Here is a 26,600-nt window from a genome sequence, read left to right as displayed (position 1 = left end):
AGCAGTACCATGTCGACCACGGTCAACTCAGCGGTCGGGGCCATCGCTCCGCCCCTCGTGGACGAGAGTCCGACGACCGCCTCCCGCCGCCCGCGCCGACGCTACGACCCGTCGGCGAACCGAGCCGGTATCGGCGTGTACGCCGCGGTGGTCATCGCGGCCGCGCTCTTCCTCGTGCCGTTCCTCTACATCGTGCTCGTGGCGCTCGCGACGCCGGCACAGGTCTCCGGCGGAGCCTTCTCGCTGCTGCAGTTCGACCCGCAGTGGCAGAACTTCGTCGAGGCGGTCACGCGGATCAATTGGCTCCACTACGCCAAGAACTCGCTCTTCCTCTCGGTCATCGTGTCCGTGCTCACCACGTTCAGCAGCGCACTGGTCGGTTTCGCCTTCGCGCGCTTGCGGGGTCGGGGGAAGAACGCCCTGTTCACGATCATCCTCGCCACGATGATGATCCCGTCGATCGCGACCCTGATCCCGACCTACATCCTCTTCGCGCGCCTCGGCCTGGTGAACACGTACTGGCCGTGGGTGCTCTGGGGCATCGCCGGCACCCCGTACCTGATCTTCCTGTTCCGGCAGTTCTTCACGGCGATCCCGCTCGAACTCGAGGACGCTGCCATCATGGACGGCGCGGGCTGGTGGCGGATCTTCTGGCAGGTCTTCCTCCCCCTGTCGCGACCCATGTTGCTCACGTCGCTCATCCTGACGTTCACGTGGACGTGGGGCGACTACCTCGCGCCCGCACTCCTCCTCAACTACAACAACACCACGCTCGCCGTCGCGACCTCGATCGGATACCTCGACCCCCGCGGATCCGGCATCATCACGCTCCAGTCGGCCGGTGCCCTGATCTACATCCTGCCCGTCATCGTGATCTTCCTCTTCACCCAGCGCTACTTCATGGGCTCGGGCATCAGCTCCGGCGTCAAGGGATGAGTCGCGAAGCGAGCCCCGCAGAGACCCTGACCCTCGACCCCGGACGCCCGCTGCGGTCCCTGCTCGGATTGCTCCGGCCCTACCGGGCGCGGCTCGTCGGGATCTCCGCCATCTTCATCGTCAAGGACAGCCCGCTGTGGCTCCTGCCCGTCATCACCGCCGCGGCGATCGACTACGTCGTCGCCGGCGGTCCCCTGTCAGCCCTCGGGGTGTTGGGGATCATCGCGGCCGCCCTGCTCCTGCAGGTCTACCCGACCCACATCCTCTTCACCCGGGCCTACATGGGCATCGTCCGACGGATCGCCGTGACCCTGCGCAATGCCGTCGTCGCGCGACTGCAGACGGTCTCCATCGGATACTTCGGACGCACCAGCGCCGCGGTGATGCAGAGCAAGGTGGTGCGCGATGTCGAGAACATCGAGCTGATGTTCGGCCAGATCGGCAACCCACTCGGCTCCGCGATCGTGGTCTTCCTCGGTGCGATCACGATGACCGCGCTCTCAGTGCCGCAGTTCCTCCCGGTGTATGGGCTGACCATCCCTCTGGGGGTCGGGGTGTGGGCACTCCTTCGCAAGAGGTCGCACCGCCGCAACGAGGACTTCCGCATCGAGATGGAGCAGTACTCGCGGGCCGTGGGCGACATGGCCGTGCTGATGCCGATCACCCGCGCCCACGGGCTCGAGAAGGACTCCTTCACCCGTGTCGCGGAGCGCGCCGAAGGGGTCCGCAGCCGCGGGCTGAGCCTCGATATGGTGAACGGCCACTTCGGCGCGCTGAGCTGGGTGCTGATGCAGTTGCTCGCGATCGGCTGCCTGCTCGGTGCCGGTGCGCTCTCGGTCTCCGGGACCGTCGACATCACGCCGGGGGAGGTGGTGTTGCTCGGCACGTACTTCACCACCCTGACCGGCACGGTGATGACCGTCCTCAGCTTCATGCCGATCATCGCCCGAGGCCGCGAGTCCATCCGATCCATCGCGGAGGTGATCTGCGAGCCCGATCTGGAGCAGAACGAAGGCAAGCGGCAGGTGCCGGACATCGAGGCGGGATTCCGATTCGAGGACGTCACCGTCCGGTACGGCGACGAACACCCTGCGCTCTCCGGCGTGTCGTTGACGATCGCTCCCGGCGAGACGATCGCGTTCGTCGGAGCGTCCGGGTCGGGGAAGTCGACGATGATGAACGTCGCTCTCGGCTTCGTGCGCCCGTCCTCCGGTCGAGTCCTGCTCGACGGAGCCGACATGAGCACCCTCGACCTGCGATCGGTGCGGCGGCGGGTCTCGGTCGTCCCGCAGGACTCGGTCCTGTTCGAGGGATCCATCCGGGACAACATCACCTACGGACTCGATCCGGTCTCCGACGAGCGGGTGCGGGTCGCCATTGCACGGGCCAACGCGGAAGAGATCATCGACGCGCTGCCGCAGGGTTGGCACACGACGGTCGGACAGCGCGGTGCGCGGCTGTCCGGCGGCCAGCGGCAGCGGATCTCGATCGCGCGGGCGCTCATCCGCGACCCGCGACTGCTCATCCTCGACGAGGCCACCAGCGCGCTCGACGTCGAATCGGAGCGCAAAGTCCAGGAAGCGCTCGAGCGCCTCATGGTCGGTCGGACCACCTTGGTGGTCGCGCACCGACTGTCGACGATCCGTCAGGCGGATCGGATCGTGGTGCTCGATCGCGGTCGGATCGTGGAGATCGGCTCGCACGACGAGCTCGTCGCGCGGGCGGGCCGGTATCGCGAGCTCTGGGAGATGCAAGCCCTATAGGCGTTCCGGCGCATGCGCCGATCAATCGAGCGAAACCTCTACGGCCCGCCGATGGGCGGCGAGTCAGAGCGTGACCGGTAGCCGTTCGGCGTGTGCGCGGAGCGCTTCGTCTCGCACATGGCGGTCGGGGAACGGGTGGCCGCGGGGACCGCTCTCCGCGAGCATCGCGACCGCGAACCAGAGGCGGTACAGATCGAGGCGGATCGATCCGGCTTCGCGGGTGACCAGAAACCTGCCGAGAACGCCCTCGGAGACCAGATTCGGCCCGTATCACTCCGTAGCAGCACGTACACTGGGGCCTATGAGATCCGCGGAATCCCGCGGAATTCCGCCCCTCGCGGGCCGGTGCCGAAGCGCCGAGATCGACTTCAGTTGTTCTTGGTTCGAGTCCAGGTACCCCAGCAGTGAAGAACCCCCGCTCAGCGGGGGTTTTGCTGTTTCCGCGGGCTGGAATGACCGTGCTTGATTCCGGCTACTCTCCCAGCTTTCGAATCGCTCTTGAGGGCTTCTCGCCCGGAATTCCGGCGGACCATGGAGTACTGCACCCGCGGGGTCTTTGATGACCTGTTCTTGGTTCGAGTCGCTGCTGCAGGCTCGATTGCCCAGGCACTTGGTCACTCGCCGGACGGGCGGGTTCGATCCGCCTGCGACTTCGACTCGGCGGACCGCTGGCGAGAAGATCCCATTGATCAGGACGTTTCAGCGCACCGCTCGCCGGACTTCGACCGAGCGTTCCTGGTCGCGAAACTGGTCGCGATGCCGTAATCCGAGCGGCCGAAATCCGCGACGATGCGCTGATCGTCTCGAACGTGTTCGCAGAGGACCAGACGGCCGACGAGGTGTCGCGATTCCAGCTCCAGAGGCTGAAGGAGGTCGTCTCCGGGGCCTGATCAGGCGGCCGAAACGGCGCGCTCGCCACGGCACGCACGAGGGCCTGCTCACCGAAGCTGCGAGCGGGGAACCCTCTTGCTCGGGCCGTCCCCATCGACGCCGCGAAGCATGACCGGATACCTGCCGAAAGCCCGCTCGGAGACCAGATTCGGCGCGCGGAGCGAATCGAGGAGTTGCTGCAGTTCGAGCGTGAGACGGCCGCCGATCTCTCGCACCGACTGCGCACGCCCCTCACCGCAGTCCGGCTCGACGTCGAGGCGCTTCCCGCCTCATCCGGCAAGGCGGAGCTCGAGCTCCACGTCGCCCAGCTCGAACGGACGCTGACCGCGGTGATCCGGGCGGCACGACGTCCGCAACGCGAAGGGGCAATGCCGTCGTGCGACGCAGCGGCGGTCGCGCGCGACCGCTTCGCCTGCTGGGTACCCCTCATGGAGGACCAGGGCCGCGAGGCATCCATCAGCACGAAGACCGCGGGGGAGGCGCTCGTGAGGTGCTCGTCGGAGGACCTGTCGGCTGCGCTCGACGCACTGCTCGAGAACGCCGTCGCGCACACCGCCGACGGCACCCCCGTCGCAGTCGTCGTCGCCGACCTCCACGACGGGCGCATCGCGGTCGACGTGCGCGACCGCGGGCACGGCGTACCGCCGGAGGCTCTCGAGCGCGGACGTAGCGACCGCGGCTCGGCGTGGACATAGCCCGGTCGTGCGCGGAGGCGAGCGGTGGTGAGCTCGACCTGCTCGAGCTCGACGGATGGGCGACCGTCCGACTGGTGCTCGGCCGCTGAGGCGGGTCGCCGCGGCGTCACGTCGGTGCTCGTCGCGGACCCGGGCGGCGGGGGTCGAAGCGGCGGCTGGTGTCAGCGACCCCTCGGACCGCCGGCCCGGGTACGGGTGCCCTTACCCGTCTTTCACTCCAACGATCGATGAGGAACGAGCTGGAGGCGCCGGCCGCGGGAGCGGTCGGCGCCTCCAGGCGGGGGAGGGGACGAGGTCACATGTCGTGTGGCGGGTTCGCCTGCTCGCCGGGAATCGCCGCCGCGGCGGTCAGGGGAACCGCGGCGTCCTCCTCCTCGCGGGTCATCGCGTCGGCAGAGGCCTGGGCTCGGCGCGCGTCGAGGTCGGCGTTCACCTGCGGGAGGATCTTCAGGTCGAAGTGCAGGTAGAAGAACATGAGGACGATGATGCCGAGGAACACGAAGGCTGGGACGCCGGCGAACAGGCCGACGATCGCGTTGTTCGCCGCATCCGTCTGCACGTCGGTGGTGCCGTCGTAGCCGGACGCACTGAGCAGGAGACCGACGACCAGGCCCGCGATGCCGATGCCGATCCGGCCCATGACGCCCGTGACGGCTCCCATCGTGCTCTCGAGGCGACGCTTGCCCTTCCATTCGTTGAAGGCGCAGACGTCGAGGATCATGACGCCGCCGAGGTACGACAGGGGAAGGGAAGCGAGACCGCCGAGGATGCCTCCGATCATCAGCAGCGGGATGCTGCCGTTGGCGAAGAAGTAGAACCCGGTGCCGATGAGGCCGAGGCTGCAGCCGACGATGATGATCTGCGAGATCCCGAACCGCTTCATGAGCTTGGGGAAGAGCAGGATGAGGGGGAGGATCAGTACACCTGCGCCTGCGACGATGCCCTGGAGGGCGAGATCGCCCACGATGTAGCGGAAGTAGTACGAGATCATGTTCGCGCCATTGATCGCGCTGTTCAGGAAGAACAGGCCCGCGATGAGCCAGATCCACTTCCCGGCGCCGAGCGTGGCGAGGAGGTCGCGGACCTTCACGGGCGGTGCGCCGGTGTCGGCGGTCTGGTACTCCTCTCTGACGAAGAGGAAGCGGGTCATGCCGAGCGCGGCCAGCGGGATCGCGACGGCGCCCATGACGATGGACCAGCGCGCCGGGTCCTTGTCCGCCCAGCTGAGTGCCACGGGAAGCCCGACGGTCATGATGATGCCCATGATCGTCGTGAAGATGCCGGCTCGCGTGTAGACCTTCGCGTACACGCGACGGTTGGCGAAGGCTCGCGCCATGTACAGCGTGTCGTTCGATCGCAGCAGGGTGTCGAAGAGCACGTTGATCGCGAGGAACATCGCGAAGATCCACACCACGCGACCGATGTCGCCGAGACCGGCGGGCGTCGAGAAGAGAAGCCAGGTCGCCAGCCACACGCCGATGACCGCGAACTCGTACGGGCGCGCCTTGCCCCACTTCGTCTCAGGGCTGCGGTCGACGATCCAGGACGCAACGAGACCGCCGACGACGTTCGCCAGGCTGCTCACGAGGATGATCACACCGACCATGGCGGCAGAGATGCCGAGCGTATCCGTGGCGTAGATCGAGAGATAGCCGAGCACGATGAAGTTCGCGGCCGCGGACATTCCCGCTCCAGCCCACGCCATCAATTTGCCGGCAGGCAGCCGATCCGGATCCGTGGCCCTCTCGGCTCGGGTCTTCGCCATCATCCAACTCCTTTGTCAGTGCGACCTGCAGGGGTTCCTGCGTGCTGTCTTGGTCCGCAAGCGGGGTGCGTAGACCAAGTAAACCTCGCAGTCACGAAAATAGCAAGCGATTGCCAAATTGGATCGTGTGCAGTTTCTCGCGTCGTCGGCTCCGACGGGCCTGGCGGGACGGCAACCGGTTGGACCGGGCTTCGATAGCGGATTCCCCGTCGCGGTCGCTACAGCGCCTGAATGCGTCGGCGCGGTGGGGTTTCGGGCGCCAGGCCTACGGCTGCGGCCTGAACGCCGGCAATCCTGACAGAAGAGCGAAGGACACCAGTTGCGCGCGGTCCCGTGCGCCGACCTTCAGCATGGCTCGGCTGGCATGTGTCTTGACCGTGTAGGGAGAGACGAACATCTCCGCCGCGATCTCGTCGTTGCTCCGTCCCCGCGCGATCGCGGCGACGACATCGCGTTCGCGGGCCGTCAGCGCGTCGAACCGTGCAGCGAGTTCGACGACGACGGCCGGGTTGCGCTGATCGTTGACGTGCTCGATGAGGGCGCGTGCGGCTGCAGGAGAGAGCGCCCCGCCGCCTGCGACCACGTCTCGGACGGCGCCGAGCAGCTCGGCCGGAGTCACCCCCTTGCTGAGGAAGCCGTTGGCGCCGGCGCGCAGGGCCGCCAGCACGTTCTCGTCCTGGTCGAAGGTTGTGAGGATGACGATCCGGACGCTCTCACCGACCGCCGACTCCCGGATTCGGCTGGTGGTCTGCACTCCGTCCATCCCGGGCATGCGCAGATCCAAGAGGACGACGTCCACCTGCTCGGTCGACAGCAGGTCCAGTGCCCGGATCCCGTCGGAGACGTCCGCGACGACCTCCATGTCGGACTGAGACTCCAAGATCGTTCGCAGGCCGACCCGGATCATCTCCTGGTCGTCGACGATGAGGATCCGGATCATCGGACGGACCCGCCATCGGTCCTCAGCGTCGCCGTGACGCGGAAGACCTCTTCGTCGGAGTGGATGTCGAGGAGCCCGCCCGCGGCCTCCACCCGTTCACGCATGCCGATCAGACCGAAGCCACGACCACCGACTGCGCGGCGGGAATCTGCGGCGACTCCGTTCTCCACTTCAATGATCAGCTTCTTGCCGGAGAGGTGGATGCCCACGTCAACGGGACCTGATCCGTGCCGATGCGCATTGGTCAGAGCCTCTTGCGTGATTCGGAACGCGGCGACGCTCACGGACGGATCAATCGACATCTCGCCATCGGGCATGGTGAGCCGGACCTCGCCGCCGGATGCTTCGAGGTTCTCGACGAGCTCAGGAATGCGTTCGATCGTCGGCAGCATGAGCGTGCTGCCGCTCGTCCTGTCGCCGCGCCGAAGAACACCGAGGATGCGCTGCGTCTCCTGCAGAACCCGCCGTACCCCGCTCTGCGCATTCGCCAGCGCTGCGCGCTCGGTTGAGGCGCCCGGCGGGAGATGCACGTCGATGACTCCGAGGTTCGTGCCGATGACGGCGATCTCGTGGCCGACCACGTCGTGCAAGTCCTGTGCGATGCGTAGGCGCTCCTCGGCCACTCGACGAGTCACCTCCAGATCCCTGGAAGAGATCACATCCTGGGCACGCTGATGGAGCGTCAGCAGGTAGATCTCGTGCGCCCGGATCGCGTACCCGGTCGCGGCGGCGGCGACTGTGGTGCTCAGCGCCACGTACGCCAGAGGGTCGTCGAACCCGGATGCTTCGACGCCCACGGTCGCGAAATAGAGCGCGAGCCCGGCCAGGGTGCCGCCGATGAACACGGCCGGCCCGCGCAGCCCTGCGGAGAAGATGATCGACAGAACGACGATCCACCCAGCTGTGTAGCCGTCGGACAACGTGATCCCGAGAACAGCGCCCAGAACGGCCGGGATGAGTCCCCATACTCCGAACCAGCGGCTCAGCGCGAATCCAGCGATCAGCAATGCCAGTGCGCCATACCCCGCCGGTCCGGCGCCGGTCCAGATCAGGACGACAACCTGCACAACGCATGCGATTGTTCCCCCAGCGACGGATACTCGATCGAGCATTCGGCTGCTCAGGTACCACGGGGGAAGCTCGACGCGCTCGGGCTCCGGGATCGACATGACTCCCATTGTCGCGGTCCGGGCCACTCCGATGCGGGTCCGGGGGCACGTCGATCAACCGGCGATGCGGACGAATCAAGCAGACTTCGCGGCCCTACTTCAAATGGAGTACATCGGTCGATCTCACCGGACGATGACAAGCACGCGTCGCCGCGGAAGTCTTGAGGAACGGCGGTGCGCACCGTGCTGCCGACGGAAGAGGAGTTGAACGGCATGTCTGAGCTGCTGCAGGGCAAGGTTGCGATCGTCACCGGATCGGGTCAGGGGATCGGGCGCGACGTCGCTCTGTGCCTCGCCGAGCACGGCGCGAAGGTCATCACGAACAACCGCAAGCCCGGCTCCTCCCTCGACGCGTTCGAGAAGACCGAGATCCCGTTCACCGATGAAGAGCGCGCCGCGCTCGAGAGCGTGAAGGGCGACGCGAAGACGACGGCGGACCGGATCGTGGCCGGGGGCGGACAGGCCGTGCCGTTCTTCGGTGATGTCGGCGACTTCGCGACCGCCGGCGGGATGGTGCAGACCGCGATCGACAGCTTCGGCCGCATCGACATCATCGTCAACAACGCCTCCTCGAACTGGGTCGGGAACATCGCCGACATGGATGAGGACCTCTGGGACATCAGCGTCGTGTCGAAGCTGAAGGGCGCGTTCAACCTGATTCACCACGCCTTGCCACACATGAAGGCGCAGGGCTACGGGCGCATCCTGAACTCGTCATCCGACGCGTTCCTCGGCCTCCAGGGGTACGCGGCCTACGGTGCCGCGAACGCCGGCATTGTGGCCCTGACGAAGGCCGCCGCCGGCGACCTCCGCGGCACCGGCATCACCGTGAACGCATACACGCCGCTCGCGAAGACGCGTGCCTGGTACAACGCCGCTGCGACGTACAGGATGCAGGGTGTTCCCGCGGAGATGATCGAGGCGGGTGCTCCGGAAGCGATGAAGCGCACGGCGGAGGGCATGGTCCCGTTCCTGGCCTATCTCGCGTCCGACGACGCCGCCGCCATCTCGGGCAACCTGTTCAAGCTCGCCGCGGACGGTGAGATCGGCCTGTGGTCGCAGCCCGAGGTCGTGCGCAAGATCACGACCGATGCCGACGCCTGGGCCATCGACGTCCTGCGGGAGCGCGTGCCGGGCGAACTCATGGCCGGCCTCTCCAACGACGAGGGCATCCTTCCGGTCCGCTGATCGCCGCGCACCGACAAGACAACACAGACAGGAATCGATCATGGGAAAGCTCGACGGCAAAGTCGTCCTCATCACCGGCTGCTCCAGCGGCCTCGGCAAGCAGCAGGCGATCCGCATGGCCGAAGAGGGTGCCTCGCTGGCCATCTGCGCGCGCAACGCGGAGAAGCTCGCAGAGACCACGCGACTGTGCGAGGAGCAGGGCGCGGAGGTGCTCGGGATGACCGTGGACATCATGGAGTACGACAGCCTGGTCGCCTTCGTCGATGCGACGGTCGACCGGTTCGGAACGATCGACGTACTGGTGAACAACGCCCACACGATCACCATCCCAGCGCCGTTCCTCGAGAAGACGATCGACGACCTCGACCTCGAGATGCGCAGCTCCGTCTACGCGTACTGGCACCTGATGAAGCTGTGCTTCCCGCACCTGCGGGACAAGGAGGGCGCGGGCGCCTCGATCATCAACTTCGCTTCCGAGGCGGCCATTGCCGGCGACGAGTTCTATGCCCCCTATGCCGCGTCGAAGGAAGCCGTGCGTGGACTCTCGCGGGTGGTCGCCCGTGAGTGGGGGCAGTACAACATCCGCGTCAACACAGTCTGCCCCAACGGCCTGACCGAGAACGCGTCGGGCGGACTCACCTCGCTCAGCCCCGAGGCGCGTGCGCACGTGCAGAAGGCGTTCGTGGCGAACCCATTCCGGCGCGCCGGCAACCCGTATGACGATGTCGCCCCCGTCGTCGTCTTCCTCGCCTCGGACGACAGCCACTGGATCACAGGCCAGAACATCCACGCCGACGGTGGCGCCCTCATCAACGCATAGGAGCACACGCATGCAGATCACAGACAACACGTTCGTCGTCACCGGCGGAGGCAACGGGATCGGGAGGGCTGTCGTGCTCGAGATCCTCGCACGCGGCGGTCGCGTCGCGGCGCTCGACCTCAGCGAACCCGGCCTGGAGGAGACTGCGCGGCTGGCGGCAGCAGGGGAGAGGCTCTCGCTGCACGCCGTGAACATCACGGACCGGGCAGCGGTGAAGGCCCTCCCCGCGGTCATCGCGGACCTCCACCCGCACATCGACGGCCTCGTCAACGTCGCCGGCATCATCCAGCCGTTCGTGAAGATCGAGGAGCTCGGGTTCGATGTGATCGAGCGGGTGATGAACGTGAACTTCTGGGGTGTGGTCAACACCACGAAGACGTTCCTCCCGGTGATCCGGCGGCGCCCGGCCGGCGCGATCGTGAACATCTCGAGCATGGGCGCTCTCACGCCTGTTCCCGGGCAGGCCGCGTATGGCGCGTCCAAGGCTGCGGTGAAGCTGTTCACCGAGGCGCTGTTCGCCGAGCTGCAGGGCACGAGCGTCGCCGCAACGGTCGTGTTCCCCGGCGCGATCGCGACCGACATCACGGCCAATTCCGGTGTCACAATGCCGAACATGGGCAGTACCGGTCGCAAGGCGCCGGAACCGACCCGACCCGAGGAGGCGGCGCGCCAGATCGTCGCCGCGATCGAGAAGGGGAGCTATCGGGTGACGATCGGCAAGGACGTCACCATGCTCGACAGGCTGTCCCGACTCTCGCCGCGCCGCGCCACGCTGATCCTGGCCGGTCAGATGAAGGAGCTCCTGTCCTGAGTGGTCTTGCGGCCGCCGAACGCTCGGCGGCCGCCATCACCGTTCGAACCGAAGACCCAGCAACTCGAGATCTCGGGGATCACGTGCTTCCACGGTGATCTCGTACCGCCCCGGTGCGAGATCGACCTCTGTCGGGCCGGACCCTGCGTCGACCTCCGCGAGCGGCACGCCGTCGGCGAGGATCAGTAGTCGTGCGGAGCCGCGGGTGCCCACGTGAACGGTGCGGACCGCAGTTTCGCTCTCAAAATAGCGGAATCGTGCGGCATCACCGTCGGCGAAGCCGACCACAGCTTCGCCGTCGGGGACTGGCGTGACCCGCGCGTTGCCGGCCAGTGCGCAGGCGGAACCACCCGCGATCGTGTCGCCCGGGCCGAAGGAGGCGCCCGCGCCCTGCGACGTCATGGGGACTTCCGGGATGCTGCCGTCAGCGAGGAACCGGATCGGCTCCGCGCAGACTCTTCGCATGCTCGAGGAGCCGCGGGAGGATCGGTGGTAGAAGACATACCACTGGCCGTTGACGCATTCGATCGAACCGTGGTTGTTCCAGCTCTCCGGGTCGCAGTCGGCGTTGTCGATGATGACGCCGCGGTACTCGAAGGGGCCGAGCGGGCTCGTGCTGGTGGCGTAGCCGAGGCAGGTGGGCTTGCCGCGGGAGGTGTCGGCGAACACGAGGTAGTAGACGCCGTCGCGCTTGCGCATCGAGCAGCCCTCGTGGAAGTGGTGCTCTGACTCGGTGATCAGTCCGGTGACGATCGAGGACTCGTCGATCGACATCATGTCGTCGTTCAGCCGTGCGACGTTCGCCGAGAACTGCCCCCAGTAGAGATAGGCCTGGCCGTCGTCGTCCACGAACACCGCCGGGTCGATCTGTGAGATCGGCAGCCGCCGGGCGTCCGTGAACGGCCCCGTCGGGCTGTCGGCGACGGCGACGCCCTCACTGTCGTCCGAGAGGCAGAAGTACAGGAAGAACCGCCCGTCGCGCTCGATCGCATCGGGTGCGTAGAGCAGGGGCTCTGTCGGCTGGCGCTGCGCCGTCGCCGCGCGCACGCCGGCGGCGAACTCCTCGAAGGGGACGTCGGTGGCGCCCGGCGGGAGCATGGCGCGCGCATACTCGGGGAGCTCGTCGTACGACGTGACCCCGTCGAGGAACGAGCGTCCCGAGGTGGGGACGACACCCGCCCACGGCACGTCGTCGGTGGTGAAGGACACGGGGTGAACCGTCCACTCCACGAGATCCGCGGTCGACGCCACGCGATAACGCCCGCTGCAGTAGCGGTCGTCGCGCTCGTCGAGGCTGCCGTACAGGTACAGGCGGCCGTCCGGCATGACGCGTGCCTCGGCATCCGGCATATGGATGTCGAGGGGGAGGAGCGGGTTTCGGCCGTGCGCCGAGCGGACCCCGGCTTCGGATTCGGGCATTCGAGTCGTTCCGTCAGACCAGGGCGCCGGGCAGCGAGCCGGCGCGGGCGTCCTGCAGTGCCCGGTACACGTCGGCCTCCACCGCCGGTCCCGAACCCGGGATCTGGCTGAGCATGAATCTCAGCGACATCTGGCCTTCGGGAGTTCCGGCCGGCGGGGGCTCGGGCATGTAGTCCTTGAGGAACGGGTGGTGCTGCAGGATCGCCCCGAAGGCGGCATCCCACGCGGCGGGGAACGCGACGATCTCGCTGATCGGGGTGTCCAGATCGAACTCCGGCATCTCGGGAACCGTGAGCTCGTAGCTCCACGTGTGTGTGCCGGTCGCGACTGTCTGCGTGAGTGCGTCGGGGTGCAGCGGGGGTGAGACCATGGCGGTGACGCCGTCGGGAATCGTCACGCTCAGGGAGGCCGACGTTTCCTCGATGCTCCACGCCACCTCGATGCGCCCGAAGCTCGTGTCGTGCGAGACGGACGCGGAGGTGAGGCCCCCACCCGGCAGGGGAGCGATCTCAATGCGCCGGTAGCCGGGCTCCAGAGCCGTGAGGCCGCCGATTCGGCGCCGCATCCAGTCGGCGACGGCGCCCAGCGCGTAGTGGTTGAGCGAGGTCATCGCCGACGGGTGCAGCGTCCCGTCCGGCCGCACAGCATCCCAGCGCTCCCAGACGGTCGTCGCACCCATCGTCACGGGGTAGAGGAACGAGGGGCTCTCCTGCTGCATGAGGAGCCGGTACGCGACGTCGATGTGGCCGGTCTCGACGAGAGCGTCGAGCACGTGGGGAGTGCCGGCGAATCCGGTCGAGATGTGGAAGCCGCTTTCGGCGACCTTGGCGGCCAGGCGCTCGCCGGCGCGCGCTTCGCGCTCGGGGTCGAGCAGCGCGAAGCGAATGGCCAGCGCGTAGGCCGTCGGAGACTCATCGACGATCCGGCCGGAGGGCGCCACGTATTCGTGAAGGAATGCCGCACGTACGCGCTCGTACAGCGCGCGGAACCGATCGGCGTCGTCGAGGTGGCCCAGGGCTTCGGCGGTGTCGGCGAGCTCGCCGGCGACCCGCGCGAAGTAGGCGGTGGCGACGAGGAATCGGTCGGCCTTCGCCAGATCGGGGCGGTCGCCGGGAGCGTCAGGGTCGAGCCAGTCGCCGAACTGGTAGCCATTGGACCACAGCCCCTTGTCGTCGAGGCGGTCCTCGACCTGCTCGACGAAGGCGACGGCCGACGGGTAGCTCCGCGCGAGCAGTTCGAGGTCGCCGTACTCCTGGTACATCGCCCAGGGCAGGCTGACGACCACGTCGCCCCACAGGGCCGTCGGCGCCTGCGTGCGACCGGTGATCTGCGGAACGTACCACGGGACGTACCCGAGCTCGGTCTGCTCGGCGGCGACGTCCGCGAGCCACGAGGAGAGAACCCCGCGGACGTCGTACAGGAACGCGGCGGTCGGGCCGAAGGCGTTGACGTCGCCCGTCCAGCCCAGTCGCTCATCGCGCTGCGGGCAGTCTGTGGGAAGGCCCACGAAGTTGCCGCGCATGCCCCAGACCGTGTTGGCGTGCAGCTTGTTCAGCAGCTCGTCGGAGGTCTCGAGCCAGCCCGTGCGGGTCATGTCGGTGTGGATGACGACGGCGTCGACGTCCTCGGGCGCGAGCGCCCCCGGCCAGCCGGTGATCTCCGCGTAGCGGAAGCCGTGGAACGTGAAGCGCGGCTCCCACTGTTCGACGACGGATCCGGCGAGGACGTACCGGTCGACGGCCTGGGCGCTGCGCAGGTTCACGGTCTCGAGCTCGCCGTCGGGGGTCAGCAGCTCACCGTGTCGGAGTGTGAGCTCGGTGCCGGAGGGGCCGGCGACGCGCAGCCGCACCCACCCTGAGATGTTCTGCCCGAAGTCGATGATTCGGGCACCGCTCGCGCTGGTTGTGATCTCGACCGGATGCAGCACCTCGGTCGCGCGAATCGGCTCCGCGGTGCGCGGCTCGAGAGTGGCAAGATCCCACTCGCGCTCCTCGGCCGGAACCCAGGCCGAGTCATCGAAGCCCGGTGCGCACCAGCCCGTGGGCTCGAGTCGCGCGTCGTACGTCTCACCGTCGTACAGATCGTCCGCGAGCACGGCGCCTGTGGCGACGCGGAACCGGTCCGAGCTGTCGATGGTGCGCCGCGAGCCGTCGGCGAACTCGAGTCGGAGTTCGATCCAGGCGGCGGGTCGATCGGTGTAGTACTGGGCTGCACCGTCCCAGCCGAGCCGGCCCGCAGCCCAGCCGCGGCCGACGATCGCGCCGACGACGTTCTCTCCCGCGTGGATGGCCTCGGTGACGTCGTGGTCGGACACGATCACGCGGTGACGGTACGAGGTCCACCCCGGTGCGAGCAGCTCGTCGCCGACGCGGGCGCCATTGAGCCACGGCTCGACGATGCCCAGCGCCGTGGTGCGCAGCGTGGCGGCGACCGGCTGCTCCTCGAGAGTGAATGCGAATCGCAGATACGGAGCGGCGTCGCCGAGTGCCTCGGGAGCGCCGATGAATCGCGCCGCCGTCGGCAGAAGGGGATCAGGGTGCGTCATCGTCGGGTCTCCATCCGCGCCATTGTGGTTCAAGCACTGCGCGCGGTTCGAAGCCGCGCGGCTCCAGGCACCAGTGAAGCACCCTCAAGCGAATTTCGCAACACGTTGCAAAATTCAGGTGACGCTCAGGATTGCTCGTCAGCGACGATGAGATCGAAGAACAGGTCCATCGACGCGGCCACATCGACGCCGTCCTTGTCGAACAGCCATTGCTGCCGGAGTCCCTCGGCGAGTGCGAGGAACATCGTCGCCAGAGCGTCCGGGTCGCCGCCGTCAGTCCGAAGCCGGCCCTGATCGCTCAGCTGACCGAGAAGGCGCGCGTAGAAGTGGCGGATGCCTTCGTAGCGCTCCGCGATCGCTGCGTGTGCGGGATGTTCAGCGACTGCGGCCTCGCCGGACAGCACGGCGTCGAGTTCGAGGTCCGCCACCGACCACTTCTCCGGCGCGGTGGCGCGGATCGAGCTCGCCAGGATCTCGCGGGGATCGGCTTCGGCGTCCGGGGCGCCGGCGCCGGCGAGTGTGGCGGCGATCTGTGAGTCGCGACGTTCGATCACGGCAAGGAGCAGGTCCTCCTTGGTGGGGAAGTGGTGGAGGAGTCCGTTGTGGCTGATGCCTGCCCGGCGGGCGACCTCGGCCATGGTCGTGGCCTGGAAGCCGGTCGCGGCGAAGGCCTCCATGCACGCCTCGACGATCTTCCGCCGGACGTCCGCGGTCTTGGCGTAGGGACCGCGTTCGGCACCTCGCTTCATGGAGTGCTCCTTCGAAAACTGCAACTGATTGCGAAATTGATGTTACGCTCGTGCTCGTTCACCACAAGGACGGATCGATGATGACCACATTCCCCGACGGCTTCCTCTGGGGAGCGTCCACCGCCCCGCACCAGACCGAGGGTAACAACACGGCCAGCGACTTCTGGGCGAACGAAGGTCGCATGCCGGGGATGGAATTCAGCGGGGACGCCTGCGACAGCTACCACCGGTATGGCGAGGATGTCCGCCTCCTCGCGGAAGCGGGATACACCGCGTACCGCTTCGGGATCGAGTGGGCGCGGGTCGAACCGCGACCGGGAATGATCTCGAAGGCACAGCTCGCCCACTACCGCCGGATGATCGAGACCGTGCAGCAGGCCGGTCTCACCCCGGTCGTGACGCTCCATCACTTCACGAATCCGCAGTGGCTCGCGCAGGAGGGCGGATGGCTCGCCGATTCCGCCGTCGACCGATACCGCTCGTACGTCGGGGCCGTGACCGGCATCCTCGAGGGCGTCGACTGGATCGCCACGATCAACGAGCCCAACATGCTCGCCATGATGACCGGAATGGCACGCCTCGCCGCCGACCCCGAGGCGGCCAAGGAATGGACGAGCCCCACGATCGAGGGCGACACCGAGCGCCCGCGCCCGCAGCTGCCGCCGCCCGATCCCGAGATCGGCCGGCGCTTCATCCGGGCCCACCACGCCGCGCGCGAGATCCTGCACGAGCGCACCGACGCCAAGGTCGGATGGACGGTCGCCAACCGCGCCTACGAGGTGCTCCCCGGCGGTGAGCAGGCGGCCCGCGAACTGAGCTGGGTGTGGGAGGACCTCTACCTGGAAGCCGCTCGCGGTGACGACTTCATCGGCGTGCAGTCGTACTCGACGATCCCCGTCGGCCCGGACGGTCCGGTCCCGCACACGCCACAGCCGGACGACACCCTCGTCGGCACGCCCTACCGGCCCGACGCGGTCGGGATCGCCGCCCGCCACGCGTGGGAGGTCACCGGCGGCGTGCCGATCCTCATCACCGAGAACGGCATCGCCACCAAGGACGACGAACAGCGCATCTCCTACACGCGCGGCGCGCTCGAGGCCGTCTCGAGCGCGGTCGCCGACGGCGTCGACATCCGCGGCTACCTGCACTGGAGCCTGCTCGACAACTACGAGTGGGGGCACTGGGGCCCGACCTTCGGGCTCATCGCCGTGGACCGAGAGACCTTCGCCCGCACCCCCAAGCCGAGCTTCACGTGGCTCGGCGACGTCGCCGGCACCGGCGGCGCGAGCCTGAACGGAGGCGCCCGATGAAGCGCGAGACCATGCGCGCCGTTCGGCGCCCGGCAGACATCCCCCTCGACGGAACCTGGGACTTCCAGCTGCTCCCGACACCCGACGCCCAGCACTCGGACGCATGGGAGACCGCCGAGGTCCCGTCGCTGTGGACGATGTCCTCGCCGCAGGACCGGCCGTTCTACACGAACGTGCCGATGCCGTTCGACGAGATGCCTCCGACCGTCCCGGCCGAGAACCCCACCGGTGTCTACCGACGCCTCGTCGCTCTCCGCCCCGAGCCGGGGACGCGGATCATCCTCCATGTCGGCGCGGCCGAGGGGCAGCTGACCGTCACCGTCAACGGCCACGCCTACGCGCCGAGTACGGACTCCCATCTCGAGGCGGAGTTCGACATCACCGACGTCGCCGTGGACGGCGACAACACCATCGAGCTCGCCGTCGCCAAGTGGTCCGAGGAGAGCTATCTCGAAGACCAGGACCAGTGGTGGCAGTCCGGCATCTCGCGGTCGGTGTGGATCTCGATCGTTCCCGAGATCCGGATCGCGGATGTCGTCGTACACGCTGATTGGGATCACGAACGCGCGATCGGATCGCTCCGGCTCGACGTGGAGACCGCGGGCCTCGCGCAGCGCCGGGACGGCGGCTACAAGGTCCGAGTCGAGGCAGCCGAGCACACCGCCGAGGCCGACATCGCCGCACGCGTCGCCGCGCCGACACTCCCCAAGCCGGCCAAGGAGCGCGACAGCCGCCCCGCGCCGATGCTCCCCGACGACGTGATGGACCTTCTCAGCATCAAGGCGGCCAGCGCGCCGATCCCGACCGAGTTCCGTGCTATCCCCAATCTCGGATCCATGGCGATGCCGACCTTCGGCATCGCCGGGACCGCGAAGGCCGAACTGCTCGACATCGATGTGCAGCCGTGGTCTCCCGAGCGCCCCGCCCTGTACGACGTGCGCGTCACGCTGGTCGACCCCGACGGCGCCGACATCGACGCCGTCTCGCTGCGGGTCGGATTCCGCACCGTCCGCATCGTCGGCAGCGACCTTCTCGTGAACGGCGCACGCGTCCTCGTCCAGGGGGTGAACCGGCACGACATCGACGAGCGCACCGGACGGGTGATCAGCCGCGACCGGATGCTGAAGGAGCTGAGCCTCCTCAAGCGCTTCAACGTGAACGCGATCCGCACCGCGCACTATCCCAACGACCCGGTGTTCCTCGACCTGTGCGACGAGGTCGGCTTCCTCGTCGTGGACGAGGCTGACGTCGAAGCGCACGCCTTCGCCTCCCGGATCCCGGACGATCCCGACTACCTCCTCCCCATCGTCGAGCGCGTCCAGCGCATGGTGCTGCGCGACCGCAACCACCCGTGCGTGATCGCCTGGTCGCTCGGCAACGAGTCCGGACACGGCGCCGCCCAGGACGCCGCAGCGGCCTGGGTGCGCAGCACCGACCCGTCCCGTCCCGTCCACTACGAAGGCGCCATCGCCACCGACTGGCACGGCGGACGCAGCGCGACCGACATCGTGGCGCCGATGTACCCGTCGTTCGCCGCGCTCGAGGGCTACGCGAACGACGAGCGAACGGATCGCCCGCTGATCCTGTGCGAGTACGCCTACTCGCAGGGGAACTCCACCGGCGGACTCGCCGAGTACTGGCGCCTCTTCGAAACCCTCCCCGCTCTGCAGGGCGGTTTCATCTGGGAGTTCACCGACCACGCCCTCGACATCGAGGGCGACGGGACCTTCCGCTACGGCGGCGACTTCGACGACACCGCCCACGACGGCGCCACGATGCTCAACGGCATCGCGTTCTCGGATGCCACCCCCAAGCCCGCCATGTTCGAGATGCGCGGCATCTTCAGCCCCGTGCGGATCACGTCGGATGCCGCCGACGCGCTCGCCGGGACGATCCGCGTCTGCAGCCGGCGTCACTTCGCCGATCTCAGCGATCTCGCGTTCGAGCTCCGTGTCGAAACGCGAGACGGCGCGGTCAGCAGCACGCCGATCTCGCTGAACCTGGAACCCGGTGAGGAAACCGCGCTGACCCTCCCCGCAGAGGTCGCCTCGAGCCTCGCAGGGGACCACGCGCTCGCGCTCTCGCTGAGCGTGCGGACCGCGCGAGACGCGATCTGGGCGCCCGCGGGGACCGAGCTGAGCGTGGAACAGGTCGTGCTGCCCCGGACTGCGCGACCGCTGCGCGAGGCAGGCCAGCCTGCCGACGTCACCGACGACGGCGCGATCGCCCATCCGTTGCTCGCGGCACCGCCCGAACTGTGCCTGTGGCGCGCCATGGTCGACAACGACAACTCGTTCGCACTCGACAAGCGCTTCGTCCGATCCGGCTTCTTCTCCCTGACCCCGTCGTCCGTCGAGGTCGAGAAGACCGACGACGCCACACTCGTCACCATCCGGTACGCCACCGCATGGGACGACGAGGTCGTGCACCGGCGCCGCATCTCGGAGGTCGCCGGCGGCTACCGCATCGATGAAGAGGTCTCCCTTCCCGAGGGCACGCGCGACGGGCTCCGGGTTGGAGTCCGCTTCGAACTCGAGGGACGCTTCGACGACGCCGAGTGGGTCGGACTCGGCCCGTGGGAGAACTACCCCGACCGCCACAGCTCCGCCCTGCTGGGGCGATGGGCGAGCTCCATCGACGACCTCGCGACGCCCTACCTGATCCCTCAGGAGAACGGCACGCGCGGCGGCGTCGACCATCTCGAGATCTCGGGACCGGCGGGCGTCGTCACGGTGACGTCGGCGCAGCCGCTGCACGTCAGCGCTTCGCGACACACCCTCGACGAACTTGAGGACGCGACCCACTGGTGGCAGCTCCCTGACAGCTCGCGCACGATCGTCCATCTCGACATCGCCCATCGCGGTGTGGGGACGGCGCTGCTCGGGCCCGACACCCAGCGGGTGCATCGTCTCGCGGGCGATCACTACGCCTGGAGCTGGGAGCTCACTCTCACACCTCGCACGTCATGACGCAGGATCGTGACGCCGTGCGGGGGATGGGGGGAGCATCGCCCGAGCGGACCGACGTGATCCTCGCCGAGACCGTCGCCGTGGACGCACTGTCGCCGTCAGCCCCCGGGTCTCCGCAGACGGACCCCGCCGAGCGACGGGTGCCGCGACGCACCGTCGCGCTGATCTTCGTCGGCGCGTTCGGCGCCGGTCTCGCGCTCGTGGTTCCGATGGCGTACTCGATGGCGCTGCGACTGGCGGACCTGGCGCCCGGACAGGAGAGCGTTCTCGGCTACATCCTCGGCATCGGCGCGGTCTGCTCACTGATCGCCGCTCCTCTGACCGGTATCATCAGCGATCGCACCCGATCCCGATGGGGACGGCGGCGACCGTTCACCGTGCTCGGGGTCGCAATCGGGCTGGCCGCCGTGCCGGTGCTCGCGTTCGCCCCGAACATCCCCGTCCTCACGGCAGGCTGGCTGCTCACCTCCATCGGGTGGGGCACCGCGGGCGGATCGATCGGCAACCTGCTCGCCGACACACTCCCCGAGCGCCAGCGGGGCCAGGTCTCGGGCCTGGTGAATCTGGCGGGCCAGGTGGCACCGGTGCTCGGCATCCTGCTCGCGGGTCTCGTGGCCGGAAGCTCACTGCTGCTGTTCCTCGTCCCCGCACTGCTCGGTGCGCTCATGGTGCTCGCCTTCGCGCTGTTCGCCCACGAGGGCGACTCGCGGCACCTGCGCTTCGCGGATGCGCTGACCGTCGCGAGGTTCGTGCGGAGCCTCGCCTTCGACCCCCGCCGGCACCCCGCCTTCGCATGGGCTTGGGTGGGGAGGTTCCTGTTCTTCTTCGGACTGTCGCTCACGATCGCCTACGGCACGTACTTCTACTCCCAGCGGCTCGGCGTCCCGGTCGAGGACGTCGCCACCGTCATGGCCGCGATCTCGGCGGTGGGCATCGCCGCAGCGTCCGTCGGCGCGCTGGGGGCGGGATGGATCTCCGACCGATGGGGGTCGCGCCGCATGTGGACCGCGACCGCCGCAGCCCTGTTCGCGGTCGGGTGCATCGTCTCGGCCCTCTCGTGGACGCTCCCCGGGCTGATCGCCGGCGCAATGATCTCCAACGTCGGCATCGCCGCGTTCGGGTCCGTCGGCCAGGCGCTGGTCCTCGATGTGATGCCGCATCGAGAGACGCAGGCGGGACGCTTCTCGGCGATCATCGGGTTCTCGCAGAGGATCCCGAGCGCCGTAGCTCCCCTGGCCGCCCCGCTCGTGATGAGCCTGGCTCCGGTCGCAGAGGCCCGGTACACCGTCCTGTACCTCGCTTCCGGTGCCCTCGCGGTACTCGGAGGCATCGTCACGGCCACCATGGTGAGGTTCCGTGGGTGAATCTGGCAACCGATTGACAAGTGTTGCCCGAGAAGGTTGGATGAGGAGTATGCAAGCGACGCAAGGACGCGATTCCGAACGACTGCTGCCTGCGGACGCGGCGACGCGGGACGTGGCGAAGGAGTTGTACGCGCGCGTCGCGGATGCCCCGATCATCTCGCCCCACGGTCATGTTCCCGCACGGATGCTGCTCGACGATGCGTCCTTCGAGAACGCGGCCGAGCTGTTCGTGACGAAGAACCACTACGTCACCCGGATGCTGCATGCCGCGGGCGTCGACCTCGCGGAGCTCTCGGGCGCCGACCCCCGCCGCACGTGGGGTCTGCTCGCGGCGAACTGGCATCGGTTCGCCGGAACCGCGTCGGGCTACTGGCTCGAGACCGAACTCGCCGAGGTGCTCGGCATCCGGTTGCCCATCAACGCCGGGACGGCGCATGAGATCTACGACCTCGTGGGCGAGCGCCTCGCCGATCCGGCGTTCCTGCCGCAGGCTCTGTTCCGCCGTTTCGATATTCGTGTCCTGGCGACGACGGACGATCCGCTCGACGACCTCGGGGATCACGATGCGCTGGCTCGTCTGGACCTCGGCGGCCGCGTGCTGCCCACGTTCCGCCCCGACGCATACCTCGACCCCGACGCGGTCGGATTCGGCGACTCCGTGTCCGCGCTCCTCGCCGCCACCAGCGAGCCCGCGACGTTCGCCGGCTATCTCTCGGGCCTCGAGGCGAGGCGCGAGCACTTCATCCGCCACGGCGCCGTGTCTGCCGACCACGGAGTGGAGGAGCCGTTCACGATCGAGCTCACGCCCCACGAGGCGGAGGCTCTGTTCCAGAAGGTCCTCGCTGGGACGGCGGATGCCGGGCAGCGGCGCGCCTTCCGCGGCCACATGCTGCTGCAGATGGCGCGCATGAGCGTCGACGACGGTCTCGTGATGACCGTGCACGCCGGTGTCCACCGCAACCACAGCAGCGCCACATACGAGCGCTTCGGGGCCGATACCGGGCACGACATTCCGCTGCCGACCACCTTCACGCGGGGGATGAGGCCGCTGCTGGAGCGGTTCGGTCTCGCGAAGGACTTCCACCTCGTGCTGTTCACCGTCGACGAGACGGCGTTCTCCCGTGAGCTCGCACCGCTCGCGGGGTTCTACCCGAGTGTCTACGTCGGCGCGCCCTGGTGGTTCCTCGACGCCCCCGACGCGATCGGGCGCTTCCGCTCGGCCGTCACCGAGACGGCGGGCTTTTACCGCACGTCCGGCTTCATCGACGATACGCGCGCGTTTCTCTCGATTCCCGCGCGCCATGATGCGGCCCGGCGTGCGGATGCCGCCTATCTCGCGCGTCTGGTCACCGAAGGACGCATCGCGCTGGCGACTGCCGAACGCATCGCCGACGACCTCGTCGACGCGATCCCGCGGGAGGTGTTCAAGCTGTGACGAACCTCCACTCTCCCGTACCTCTGCACCGTGAGCCCGGAGCCGCGGTGCCGCCCGTCCGCATCGTCCACCTCGGCCTCGGCGCGTTCCACCGCTCGCACCAGGCCTGGTATACCGCGCACGCCACGGATGCCGCGGAGTGGGGCATCGCCGCCTTCACCGGCCGGAGCACGGAGATCGCCGCGCAGCTCACCGACCAGGACGGGCAGTACACCCTCGTGGTCCGAGGACCCGAAGGCGACTCGTTCGAGGTCGTCGACAGCGTCGTCCGCGCGATCCCCGGCACCGACGTCGCCGCGTTCGTCGAGCTGGCGGCATCCGAGCCAGTCGCCATCCTGACCCTCACGATCACCGAGGCCGGCTACCGACTCGGTGCCGATGGTCGACTCGACCTCACGGATCCGGATGTCGCAGCCGACGTCGCGCTGCTTCGCCGCCTCTTCGATGCACAGGCAGCTCTGCCCGGCGTCGAGTATCCGCGCACCGCCCTCGGGCGGGTGCTGCTTGCGCTCGAACAGCGCCGTCGCACACGCACCCCGGCGCTCGCGATCGTGCCGTGCGACAACATCCCCGACAACGGGTACGTCGTCCGCGAGGCGCTCGGCGCGCTGGCCACCGCCACCAGCAGCACGCTGGCTGCGTGGCTCGACTCCGGCATCTCGGTGGTGTCGACGTCGGTCGATCGCATCACGCCGCGCGGGACGCCGGAGGACGCGCAACTCGTCCTCGACGCGACGGGTGTCGCGGACCGTGCACCGGTGGTGACCGAACCGTTCTCGGACTGGGTGCTTGCCGGAGACTTCCCCTCCGGCCGGCCCGCATGGGAGACCGCCGGCGCCCGCTTCGTCGACGACATCGCGCCGTGGGAGGCGCGGAAGCTGTGGATGCTGAACGGCGCTCACACTCTGCTCGCCGCCTCCGGCCCGCTGCGGGGGCATGCGCTTGTCAGCGAGGCCATCGACGATCCCGTCTGCCGCGATCTGGTCACCGCCCTTTGGGAGGAGGACGCGCGGCACCTCACAGGCGTCGAGGTCGACGACTACGCGGCCGATCTCCTCGCACGGTTCCGCAACCCACGGATCGAGCATCGCCTGGCCCAGATCGCCCTCGATGCGACCACGAAGATGCGCGTGCGCATCGTCCCGGTGGCGCGCCTCGAACGAGCGGCGGGACGCTCCGCGGCCGGCTGTGCGGCGGCCGTGGCGGCGTGGATACTCGCCGGCCACGATGCCGTCGAGACCCCCGGCGCCGCAGCGGAGAGCCGCACCGCGCGACAGGTCGCCGACCTCGACCCCGTTCTCGGGGGCGACGCGGCCTTCTGCGCGCGCGTCGATGCCGCCGTTGCCGACCTCACGACAAAGGCCCTCCTCACGGAGAGCGAAACCGCGTAGCCGCATCGCGCCGACGCGTTCGAACAGGAGACTCCATGCTCAAGCCCCAGACGACCCCGACCCGCGAGCTCGTGAACCTCGACGGTGTGTGGCGCTTCGCCACCGACCCCATGGTGGGCGATGCCCCGTGGGCGGCGACGCTGCCGGGATCGCTCGAGGTCGCGGTGCCTGCGAGCTTCAACGACCAGTTCGTCGATCCTGCCATCCGGGGCCACGTCGGCCTCGTCTGGTACCAGCGGAACGTGCGGGTCCCGCGCGGCTGGAAGGACGAGCGGATCGTTCTGCGGCTCGACGCCGCCACCCACGCCGGCGCGGTCTACGTCGACGACACCCTCGTCGCCGAGCACGTCGGCGGATACACCCCCTTCGAAGCGGACGTCACAGACGTCGTCACGGCAGGCGGGGAGTTCCGCCTCACGGTGGGCGTCGACAACCGCCTTACGAACATCACGATCCCGCCCGGAACGGTGACCACGGGTCCCGACGGTCGGCAGAAGCAGAGCTACCTCCACGACTTCTACAACTACGCCGGTCTTGCGCGGTCGGTGTGGCTCTACAGCACCCCGTCTCGCTTCATCGAGGACGTCACCGTGACGACGGGTCGCGAGGGGGCGAACGGCACGGTCGACTACCGGGTGGAGGCATCCGGAACCGTGCGCGTGATCCTCCGCGATGCAGACGGTGGACAGGTCACCGCCGGCGACGGCGCGAACGGCCGGCTCGTGGTTCCGGACGCCACCCTCTGGCAGCCCGGGGCCGCGTATCTGTACGAGCTCGAGGTGCAGATCGTCGAGGACGGCGCGGTCGCCGACACGTACACGCTGCCTGTCGGCATCCGCACCGTCGAGGTCACCGCCACCGAGTTCCTCATCAACGGCGAGCCGTTCTACTTCACCGGGTTCGGCAAGCACGAGGACACCGCCGTGCGCGGCAAGGGTCACGACAACGCGTACCTCGTGCACGACTTCGAGCTGATGAACTGGATCGGCGCGAACTCGTTCCGCACGTCGCACTACCCGTACGCGGAGGAGGTGCTCGAGTACGCCGACCGTCACGGCCTCGTCGTGATCGACGAGACCGCGGCTGTCGGCCTGAACCTCGGGGTCATGGGCGGTCTCACCGGAGCACCGGCGACGCCGACCTTCTCGCCCGAAGGCTGCAACGACCAGACGCGGGATGCGCACGCGCAGCACCTGCGCGAGCTCATCGCCCGCGACAAGAATCATCCGAGCGTCGTCATGTGGTGCATCGCGAATGAGCCTGCGAGCAACGAGGATGGCGCCCGCGAGTACTTCGAACCGCTCATCGAACTGACACGAGAGCTCGATCCGACCCGGCCCGTGACGATCGCCGAGGTGATGTTCGCGACATCGGAGAACGACAAGGTCGCAGACCTCCTCGACGTGATCTGCCTGAACAGGTACTACGGCTGGTACGTCGCCACCGGAGACCTCGAGACCGCCGCGCAGTACCTCGAGATGGACCTTCGAGCCTGGGCGGACACACACGGCAAGCCGATCCTGATGACCGAATACGGTGCCGACACGATGCCGGGGCAGCACTCCGTGTGGGACGTCCCATGGACCGAGGAGTACCAGCGGGACTACCTGGCGATGCACCATCGCATCTTCGATCGGATCCCTTCCTTCGTGGGCGAACAGGTCTGGAACTTCGCCGACTTCGAGACGTCGCTCGGCATCCACCGCGTCGGCGGCAACAAGAAGGGCGTATTCACCCGCGACCGCAGGCCCAAGGCCGCGGCATTCGCACTGCGTGAACGCTGGCGAGGCATCGGGAACAGCAAACCCGGAGCCGAGGACTGAGAGGACATCATGATCATCGACAAGGCTGAGGTCATCGTCACCAGCCCCGACCGGAACTTCGTCACCCTCAAGCTCACGACCGACGACGGCCTGACCGGCCTCGGCGACGCGACGCTGAACGGCCGTGAACTCGCGGTCGTCTCCTACCTTCAGGACCACGTCGTCCCCCTGCTCATCGGCAGCGACGCGAGCCGGATCGAGGACACCTGGCAGTTCCTCTACCGGAGCGCCTATTGGCGCCGGGGGCCGGTCACGATGGCCTCGATCGCCGCGGTCGACATGGCCCTGTGGGACATCAAGGGCAAGGCGGCCGGGATGCCCGTCTACCAGCTCCTCGGCGGGGCATCGCGCAACGGGCTCATGGCGTACGGGCACGCGTCGGGCAAGGAACTGCCCGAGCTGTTCGACTCGATCCGCGCGCACCAGGAGCAGGGGTACAAGGCGATCCGCGTGCAGACCGGTGTCCCGACGCTGAAGGCGATCTACGGCATCGCGGCGCAGGGCGCCGACGTCGGCGACGCGTCGGTCCGGTACGACCACGAACCGGCACGCCGCGGCGCGAAGCCGGTCGAGGAGGACTGGGACACCCGCGCCTACCTGAACCACCTGCCCGGCGT

At 68.3% G+C, this 26,600-nt stretch carries 19 protein-coding genes; 13 read left to right on the top strand and 6 right to left on the bottom strand.

What is annotated here, in order from left to right; genetic code table 11:
- Nucleotides 1–9 precede the first annotated feature (9 nt).
- The 3 genes from ABME02_RS15350 to ABME02_RS15340 all read left to right on the top strand — a co-directional run bounded on the left by ABME02_RS15350 (nt 10) and on the right by ABME02_RS15340 (nt 4,285).
- Nucleotides 10–936 carry a carbohydrate ABC transporter permease gene (locus ABME02_RS15350; protein WP_353816208.1) on the top strand — a complete coding sequence of 309 codons (927 nt, stop codon included), beginning with the start codon at nt 10–12 and terminating at the stop codon, nt 934–936.
- On the top strand, nt 933–2,699 hold the full coding sequence (locus ABME02_RS15345) for an ABC transporter ATP-binding protein (protein WP_353816207.1): 1,767 nt from the start codon (nt 933–935) through the stop codon (nt 2,697–2,699). Before ABME02_RS15350 ends, ABME02_RS15345 begins: the two co-directional genes overlap by 4 nt.
- Nucleotides 2,700–3,763: 1,064 nt before the next feature.
- Nucleotides 3,764–4,285, top strand: a complete 522-nt coding sequence (locus tag ABME02_RS15340) for a sensor histidine kinase (RefSeq protein WP_353816206.1) — start codon at nt 3,764–3,766, stop codon at nt 4,283–4,285.
- Nucleotides 4,286–4,580: 295 nt separating this feature from the next.
- On the opposite strand, the gene ABME02_RS15335 is transcribed toward ABME02_RS15340, so the two are convergent.
- From ABME02_RS15335 to ABME02_RS15325, 3 genes are all read right to left on the bottom strand, one after another.
- Entirely contained in the window at nt 4,581–5,990 is a 1,410-nt protein-coding gene (locus ABME02_RS15335) for an MFS transporter (RefSeq protein WP_353816336.1), read from the bottom strand.
- 325 nt (nt 5,991–6,315) lie between these two features.
- Nucleotides 6,316–6,990 (bottom strand): response regulator, encoded by a 675-nt coding sequence (locus ABME02_RS15330; RefSeq protein ID WP_353816205.1) that lies wholly within the window; start codon nt 6,988–6,990, stop codon nt 6,316–6,318.
- Nucleotides 6,987–8,159 carry a sensor histidine kinase gene (locus ABME02_RS15325; RefSeq protein WP_353816204.1) on the bottom strand — a complete coding sequence of 391 codons (1,173 nt, stop codon included), beginning with the start codon at nt 8,157–8,159 and terminating at the stop codon, nt 6,987–6,989. The genes ABME02_RS15330 and ABME02_RS15325 overlap by 4 nt, the downstream gene beginning before the upstream one ends.
- A 213-nt stretch (nt 8,160–8,372) precedes the next feature.
- Here ABME02_RS15325 and ABME02_RS15320 point away from each other — a divergent pair, with 213 nt between their 5' ends.
- Genes ABME02_RS15320 through ABME02_RS15310 form a run of 3 tightly spaced genes read left to right on the top strand, consistent with a single transcriptional unit; the run spans nt 8,373 to nt 10,978 of the window.
- The gene (locus tag ABME02_RS15320) at nt 8,373–9,347 is read left to right on the top strand and encodes an SDR family NAD(P)-dependent oxidoreductase (protein WP_353816203.1); all 975 of its coding nucleotides are present in this window, start codon (nt 8,373–8,375) and stop codon (nt 9,345–9,347) included.
- Nucleotides 9,348–9,387: 40 nt separating this feature from the next.
- Nucleotides 9,388–10,167, top strand: a complete 780-nt coding sequence (locus ABME02_RS15315) for an SDR family NAD(P)-dependent oxidoreductase (protein WP_353816202.1) — start codon at nt 9,388–9,390, stop codon at nt 10,165–10,167.
- 10 nt (nt 10,168–10,177) lie between these two features.
- Nucleotides 10,178–10,978 carry an SDR family NAD(P)-dependent oxidoreductase gene (locus tag ABME02_RS15310; RefSeq protein WP_353816201.1) on the top strand — a complete coding sequence of 267 codons (801 nt, stop codon included), beginning with the start codon at nt 10,178–10,180 and terminating at the stop codon, nt 10,976–10,978.
- Between the two features lie 36 nt (nt 10,979–11,014).
- Here ABME02_RS15310 and ABME02_RS15305 read toward each other — a convergent pair whose 3' ends face one another.
- The 3 genes from ABME02_RS15305 to ABME02_RS15295 all read right to left on the bottom strand — a co-directional run bounded on the left by ABME02_RS15305 (nt 11,015) and on the right by ABME02_RS15295 (nt 15,691).
- Nucleotides 11,015–12,397 (bottom strand): family 43 glycosylhydrolase, encoded by a 1,383-nt coding sequence (locus ABME02_RS15305; RefSeq protein WP_353816200.1) that lies wholly within the window; start codon nt 12,395–12,397, stop codon nt 11,015–11,017.
- Between the two features lie 13 nt (nt 12,398–12,410).
- Nucleotides 12,411–14,942 (bottom strand): alpha-L-rhamnosidase, encoded by a 2,532-nt coding sequence (locus ABME02_RS15300; protein ID WP_353816199.1) that lies wholly within the window; start codon nt 14,940–14,942, stop codon nt 12,411–12,413.
- Between the two features lie 125 nt (nt 14,943–15,067).
- Complete coding sequence (locus ABME02_RS15295) at nt 15,068–15,691, bottom strand: TetR/AcrR family transcriptional regulator (protein ID WP_353816198.1); 624 nt, start codon at nt 15,689–15,691, stop codon at nt 15,068–15,070.
- 77 nt (nt 15,692–15,768) lie between these two features.
- Here ABME02_RS15295 and ABME02_RS15290 point away from each other — a divergent pair, with 77 nt between their 5' ends.
- The 7 genes from ABME02_RS15290 to ABME02_RS15260 form a co-directional block, all read left to right on the top strand.
- Nucleotides 15,769–17,001 (top strand): glycoside hydrolase family 1 protein, encoded by a 1,233-nt coding sequence (locus ABME02_RS15290; protein ID WP_353816197.1) that lies wholly within the window; start codon nt 15,769–15,771, stop codon nt 16,999–17,001.
- Entirely contained in the window at nt 16,998–19,970 is a 2,973-nt protein-coding gene (locus tag ABME02_RS15285; RefSeq protein WP_353816196.1) for a glycoside hydrolase family 2 TIM barrel-domain containing protein, read from the top strand. The genes ABME02_RS15290 and ABME02_RS15285 overlap by 4 nt, the downstream gene beginning before the upstream one ends.
- Entirely contained in the window at nt 19,967–21,334 is a 1,368-nt protein-coding gene (locus ABME02_RS15280) for an MFS transporter (RefSeq protein ID WP_353816195.1), read from the top strand. Before ABME02_RS15285 ends, ABME02_RS15280 begins: the two co-directional genes overlap by 4 nt.
- 49 nt (nt 21,335–21,383) lie before the next feature.
- Complete coding sequence (gene uxaC / locus ABME02_RS15275; RefSeq protein WP_353816194.1) at nt 21,384–22,769, top strand: glucuronate isomerase; 1,386 nt, start codon at nt 21,384–21,386, stop codon at nt 22,767–22,769.
- Nucleotides 22,770–22,816: 47 nt separating this feature from the next.
- The gene (locus tag ABME02_RS15270; protein WP_353816193.1) at nt 22,817–24,160 is read left to right on the top strand and encodes a mannitol dehydrogenase family protein; all 1,344 of its coding nucleotides are present in this window, start codon (nt 22,817–22,819) and stop codon (nt 24,158–24,160) included.
- Between the two features lie 35 nt (nt 24,161–24,195).
- Nucleotides 24,196–25,983 (top strand): beta-glucuronidase, encoded by a 1,788-nt coding sequence (gene uidA, locus ABME02_RS15265; protein WP_353816192.1) that lies wholly within the window; start codon nt 24,196–24,198, stop codon nt 25,981–25,983.
- A gap of 9 nt (nt 25,984–25,992) precedes the next feature.
- On the top strand, nt 25,993–26,600 hold a 608-nt coding region (locus tag ABME02_RS15260; protein ID WP_495532347.1), incomplete at its 3' end, for an enolase-like domain-containing protein.

Origin of the sequence: Agromyces zhanjiangensis (assembly GCF_040496055.1) — a bacterium.
GTDB lineage: Bacteria > Actinomycetota > Actinomycetes > Actinomycetales > Microbacteriaceae > Agromyces > Agromyces zhanjiangensis.
Note: the sequence above shows the minus strand (reverse complement) of the source record. Positions and strands in the feature narration are given on the sequence as shown.

Coding starts and splice junctions, on each gene's coding strand:
- ABME02_RS15305 (WP_353816200.1), bottom strand. CDS start 12,397: ATGCCCGAATCCGAAGCCGGGGTCCGCTCGGCGCACGGCCGAAACCCG.
- ABME02_RS15335 (WP_353816336.1), bottom strand. CDS start 5,990: ATGGCGTGGGCTGGAGCGGGAATGTCCGCGGCCGCGAACTTCATCGTG.
- uxaC (WP_353816194.1), top strand. CDS start 21,384: ATGCAAGCGACGCAAGGACGCGATTCCGAACGACTGCTGCCTGCGGAC.
- ABME02_RS15345 (WP_353816207.1), top strand. CDS start 933: ATGAGTCGCGAAGCGAGCCCCGCAGAGACCCTGACCCTCGACCCCGGA.
- ABME02_RS15300 (WP_353816199.1), bottom strand. CDS start 14,942: ATGACGCACCCTGATCCCCTTCTGCCGACGGCGGCGCGATTCATCGGC.
- ABME02_RS15325 (WP_353816204.1), bottom strand. CDS start 8,159: ATGTCGATCCCGGAGCCCGAGCGCGTCGAGCTTCCCCCGTGGTACCTG.
- uidA (WP_353816192.1), top strand. CDS start 24,196: ATGCTCAAGCCCCAGACGACCCCGACCCGCGAGCTCGTGAACCTCGAC.
- ABME02_RS15285 (WP_353816196.1), top strand. CDS start 16,998: ATGAAGCGCGAGACCATGCGCGCCGTTCGGCGCCCGGCAGACATCCCC.
- ABME02_RS15320 (WP_353816203.1), top strand. CDS start 8,373: ATGTCTGAGCTGCTGCAGGGCAAGGTTGCGATCGTCACCGGATCGGGT.
- ABME02_RS15295 (WP_353816198.1), bottom strand. CDS start 15,691: ATGAAGCGAGGTGCCGAACGCGGTCCCTACGCCAAGACCGCGGACGTC.
- ABME02_RS15315 (WP_353816202.1), top strand. CDS start 9,388: ATGGGAAAGCTCGACGGCAAAGTCGTCCTCATCACCGGCTGCTCCAGC.
- ABME02_RS15310 (WP_353816201.1), top strand. CDS start 10,178: ATGCAGATCACAGACAACACGTTCGTCGTCACCGGCGGAGGCAACGGG.
- ABME02_RS15280 (WP_353816195.1), top strand. CDS start 19,967: ATGACGCAGGATCGTGACGCCGTGCGGGGGATGGGGGGAGCATCGCCC.
- ABME02_RS15350 (WP_353816208.1), top strand. CDS start 10: ATGTCGACCACGGTCAACTCAGCGGTCGGGGCCATCGCTCCGCCCCTC.
- ABME02_RS15290 (WP_353816197.1), top strand. CDS start 15,769: ATGATGACCACATTCCCCGACGGCTTCCTCTGGGGAGCGTCCACCGCC.
- ABME02_RS15330 (WP_353816205.1), bottom strand. CDS start 6,990: ATGATCCGGATCCTCATCGTCGACGACCAGGAGATGATCCGGGTCGGC.